Origin of the sequence: Thiocystis violacea, from assembly GCF_016583575.1 — a bacterium.
GTDB classification, from domain to species: Bacteria; Pseudomonadota; Gammaproteobacteria; order Chromatiales; family Chromatiaceae; genus Thiocystis; species Thiocystis violacea.
Map to the genome: position 1 here is coordinate 1 of NZ_NRRG01000111.1, position 4,417 is coordinate 4,417.

The 4,417-nt window shown below is 66.4% G+C and carries 5 protein-coding genes; 1 reads left to right on the forward strand and 4 read right to left on the reverse strand.

The window, feature by feature from the left end; translation table 11 throughout:
* The 4 genes from CKO27_RS23330 to CKO27_RS23345 form a co-directional block, all read right to left on the reverse strand.
* Window positions 1-310, reverse strand: a 310-nt coding sequence (locus CKO27_RS23330; RefSeq protein ID WP_200377308.1) for an FHA domain-containing protein, incomplete at its 3' end; no start/stop codon positions are given.
* Entirely contained in the window at window positions 307-1,326 is a 1,020-nt protein-coding gene (locus tag CKO27_RS23335; protein WP_200377309.1) for a PP2C family protein-serine/threonine phosphatase, read from the reverse strand. The genes CKO27_RS23335 and CKO27_RS23330, both read right to left, overlap by 4 nt.
* Window positions 1,301-2,977, reverse strand: a complete 1,677-nt coding sequence (locus CKO27_RS25095; protein ID WP_200377310.1) for a VWA domain-containing protein — start codon at window positions 2,975-2,977, stop codon at window positions 1,301-1,303. The genes CKO27_RS23335 and CKO27_RS25095 overlap by 26 nt, the downstream gene beginning before the upstream one ends.
* A complete protein-coding gene (locus CKO27_RS23345) occupies window positions 2,961-3,389 on the reverse strand; it encodes an FHA domain-containing protein (protein ID WP_242471099.1) in 429 nt (142 codons plus the stop codon). The genes CKO27_RS25095 and CKO27_RS23345 overlap by 17 nt, the downstream gene beginning before the upstream one ends.
* A gap of 42 nt (window positions 3,390-3,431) precedes the next feature.
* Between CKO27_RS23345 and CKO27_RS23350 the strand changes: the two genes are divergently transcribed.
* A protein-coding gene (locus CKO27_RS23350; protein ID WP_420825864.1) for an IS1 family transposase occupies window positions 3,432-4,183 on the forward strand; the annotation gives its coding sequence in 2 pieces (ribosomal slippage) (window positions 3,432-4,031 and window positions 4,034-4,183; 750 coding nt in all).
* Window positions 4,184-4,417: the final 234 nt, after the last annotated feature.

The following is a 4,417-nucleotide window of genomic DNA, read 5'->3' on the forward strand; positions in this document are numbered from 1 at the left end:
GCGGGGGCTTGGGCGGGGGGCGTGGCGCGGCCCTCGAACGCCAGCTCTCTAGCATGACCGACACCGCCAAGGTGACGGCGCCGAAGCGGAGGCGATCGTCGGGGGTGACCACGGCCTGGCGGATGCGACGCGCGCCTCCGCCAGGTTCGATCACGAAGGTGCCATTGGTACTCTGGCAGTCGGTCAGCAACAGGCGGCCGTCCTCCAGGACGGTCAATTCGGCATGGTAGGCGCTCACCGAGTCGTCGCCGAGCGGGATATCGCGGGCGCCATCGCGTCCGATGCTGATCTTGCGGTCGGGTCGCTTCATTCGGCGGTCGCCTCTGGAGCGACCGCGGCGGGGGGCGCGACGAGCCGCGGATCCGCCGGGACGGTCGGCGGTCTCGCCTCGGGCCGCGAAGCCCGCGCGGTCGCCTCGGTCGGCGTCGAATCCGCATCCAGCCAGCCCTGGGGATCGAACCACAGCCATGTGCCCGTGAGGAGCGCACCGACCAGCATCAGCCTGGCCAACCGCCGCGGCCAGCGTCGGCGCGTGGGCACGGTTGTCTCGCCCGGCATCGGCTCGCAGGCCAGGATGGCCACCGTGGCGTTGTCCTGATACTCGAGCGCGCGTTCGCGCAGACGCGCGATCAGCGTCTCGGCGGCCGACTGCGGGTCACCCGGCAGGAGTGCCTTGAGTTCATCGCGCGACAGCACGCCATCGACCCCATCGCTACAGAGCAACAGGCGGTCGCCTGGCTCCAGCGGCAGCGGGCGCACACTGGCGTCTGTCTCCGGGATCTCGGGTAGCCCGAGGAAGCTGGTCAAGGCGTCGCGGTCGGGATCCGCGGCGATGTCTTCCGGGGTCAAGTGGCCGGCGATGACCCGCGGCCACAGCCGATGCTCCAGGTTGTGCGAATCGTTGCAGGGAGTCAGCGACCGATCGGCGGCGCGATACAGATACAGACGGCTGTCGCCGACCCCGATCCAGTCGAGTCGCCCCTCGCGCACGGCCGCCGCGATCAGGGTGGTGCCGACCTCGCCCTCACCCTCGGTCGCGCGGGCCAGGGCGTTGACGGCCTGATTGGCGGCGTGGAGGGCGTTGGCCAGGGTCGTGGCGACGGGCGCGTTCGCGGACGCCGCGGCCTGGGCGAGAAAGGTCCGCACCGCCAGTCGGCTCGCCTCGCCGCCCTGACGCAGACCGCCCATGCCATCGGCCAGGACCACCAGGACATCCCCGGTCTGACGTCCGCCCCGCGCCTCGCAGCCGACGAAGCCGAACGCATCCTGCTGCTCGGCGCGCTGACCAATCCATTGCGCGTTACCGGGATGCAGACTCAGGCTCATGGACACTCCACGCCACCCACACGCAACTCGGTCTGGCCGAACCGCAGCACATCAGCACATCGCCGGCGCGCACCGGATGCGGCGCGGACAGGGACACGCCATTGAGCCAGGTGCCATTGGTCGAGCCGAGATCCTCCAGGATCAACGTCTGGCCGCTCAGGCTCAAGCGCGCATGACGCGCCGAGAGCTCATCGTCCTCGGGCACGGCCAGCGCGGTTCCGGCCGCCCCGCCAGGCGCGCGCCCGAACAGCCCCGCCGGGGCCAGCACCAGCCGCACCGACTGGCCACGGCGCGGCCCCTTCATGAAGGTCAGCCGAATCGCCGGACCCGTCGGGGGCGGCGCGGTCCGCGCGGGTCGCGGATCGGGCGCCGGGATCTCGACGCGTTCCGGACCCGGCTCCGGCGCCGACGGCGCGGCGACACCCCCGGCGGTGCGCGACCTAGCCGTGGCGCGGGCGCGCCACGCTAGCCCCAGCATCAGCAGCAGGAGCGCGGCCGCTCCCGCCGTCTGGGGCCACCATTGGACCAGCCAAACGCGAACGCCATCGAACGGAGCGGTCGACACTTCGGGCGCGGTCGAGGCGGACGGCGACTCTGGCCCCTCGACGTCGGTCGCGGCGTCGGGAGTGGCGTCGACGCCCTCCCCCTCGAACGGCCCCGCTGGCGGTGTCGCCACCGCCGCGGGCTCGGGCGCGGATTCGGGATAGAGCCGGACATCCATGCCGTCCTCAAGCGTCAGCCCCGCCTCGGTCGTCAGGCCGATCCGCAGCCGCTGCCGCTGGCCATCCGCTACGCACTCGGCGCACTGGAGTCTGACGCGCGTGACGGCGTGGAGCCGTTCGCGCAAGGCCCCATAGGCCGCGCCCGGATCGTCGCTGGCGCTGGCGTCGATGAGGAAGCCGCCGGTGCGTCGGGCCAGACGTCCGAGATTCGACAGACCCGCCTCGCGCCGTGCCCGGTCATGGGTCTGGCCGAAGCCGATGGCCAGAATGGGGATCGCGCCCTCGTCCAGTCGCGCCAGCACCTCGTCGGCGGTCATGCCGCCCGGCGCATCGTCGAGTCCATCGCTCAGGATCACGATCGCCCGGCGCTGCGGCAGACCCTCGGCGCGTTGGCGTCCCAGGACCAGGGCGGTCGCCAGCGCCTGATGCAGCGCGGTGCGGTCATCGGTCGGGGCCAGTTGCGCGATCGCCGTGTCCAGCGCCGCGCGATCGCCCGTCGGAGCGACGCGTGTATGCACCTGGGTGCCGAAGGTCAGGAGCGCGGCCTGGTCGTGTTCCCCGAGCGTCGCCACCCAAGCGCGCAGCGCCTGGCGGATCCGGGCCAAACGCACTGTGTCGAGCGAGCGTGAGACATCGACCAGCAGGAGTGTCAGCACGCCCTCGCCAGTGGCGTCGAAGGGCGTGGTGTCCTCCAGGGTCGCCATCCGGGCGCCGACCGTGGCCCGCAACCGGGCGGCGTCGACGTCGGTCAGGGCCGCGCCGGCGGCGTCACGCACCGCGACATAGGCGGTGATCCGGGTTCCCTCCGCGACCGCCTGGGTGATGACCAGCTCCGAGGGCACGCCGGCCTGGACGCTCGTCATCCACCCCAGGGCCAGCACCAGCCACAGGCGCCACGACCCGAACCGCGATTCAGGATTTCGGCGCATCACTGGGTGTCTCCGCCGCCGGCCAGACGAACCACTCGCCGCACAGGGGCACGAACAGCAACTTGGTCTCGCCCAGCTCGATCTGGTCATAGGGCGCCAGCTCGACCGGGGCGATCACCTCCTCGTCGTTGAGATAGGCCAGCCCGCGACTGTCGCCGGGCGCGAGCCGATAGGTATGACGCTTGGGGTTGTAGCTGATGACCGCCTGAGGCTCGCGACTGATGGTCGGATCGCCGGTAATGGCAACATCCATGGTCGGATCGCGGCCGATGAAGTTGCGCTCGGTGTGCAGCCGATAATCGCGTCCGCGCTCCGGCCCGGCGATGCACACCAACCAGCCGACGACTGGATCGACGCCGCCCATCCGCTTGGCCCGGTAGTGCTTCAGACGTGGATTATCGTCTAAAATCAATGCTTCGTTAGAAATCCATTATTTTTCTGTGAGGTTTTGAAGATGGCCGAAGTATCCGTGCGTTGCCCGCATTGTCACTCTGAAAAAGTCACGAAACGCGGTAAGACGGACAGAGGCAAGCCACGCTATTCATGCAATCATGAATCCTGTTCAACAAGCACCTTCATTCTGGATTACAGTTATCAGGGACACCTTCCCGAGGTCAAGAAAAAGATTGTTGACAGGGCACTCAACGGAAGTGGGATCCGCGATACCGCGCGTGTGTTGAATGTGTCACAAACCACCGTCATCAAAGAAATAAAAAAAGAGTCGTCTCTCCGATCCATTAACGAAGCTGCCCTCAAAAAATTAATCCACAGCGAGATTAGCGTTGAAATTCATAAGGTTGAACCCGTTGACTCCGAGCTGGATGAAATGTGGAGCGATGTTCAAAATAAAAAACATCCACGCTGGTTATGGCATGCGATTGATCACCAGACGGGTACTGTCCTAGCCTATGTGTTCGGTCAGCGCAAAGATGCGGTGTTCCTCTCGCTGAAGGCGCTTCTTGAGCCATTTGGTATTACACGGTTTTATACGGACGCTTGGGGCGCTTATCAGCGCCATTTACCAGCGCAACAACAAGTCGTTGGCAAATCGAATACACACAAAGAATCGAACGCCAACATCTCACTCTGCGGACGCGGATTAAACGACTGGCACGGAAGACTATTTGTTTCTCTAAGCTCGAAACGATGCACGATATTGTCATCGGATTGTTTATCAATCGATATGATTTTGGGCGCTCCGTGTAGGCGCCATGTCTAGAGCACTACCGATCCCCCACGAGGCCAGCATGTCACGGATGTTCGTCCCTCAAAACGACCTCGAACGCTGAGGTATCCCCACGAACTCACCCCCGCCGACCCAGCGCCAGCCGAGGCGCTCGACTTCGCGGAAAAACGGCACTTTGAAGCCCGCATCGGCGATGATGATCGGCGCCAAGCCCGGCGGCAACAGCTCCGCCAACCGGTGCAGAAAACGATGCT

Excerpts from the sequence above, each read along its gene's own strand:
- CKO27_RS25095 (WP_200377310.1), bottom strand. The coding sequence starts at position 2,977 with ATGCGCCGAAATCCTGAATCGCGGTTCGGGTCGTGGCGCCTGTGGCTG.
- CKO27_RS23335 (WP_200377309.1), bottom strand. The coding sequence starts at position 1,326 with ATGAGCCTGAGTCTGCATCCCGGTAACGCGCAATGGATTGGTCAGCGC.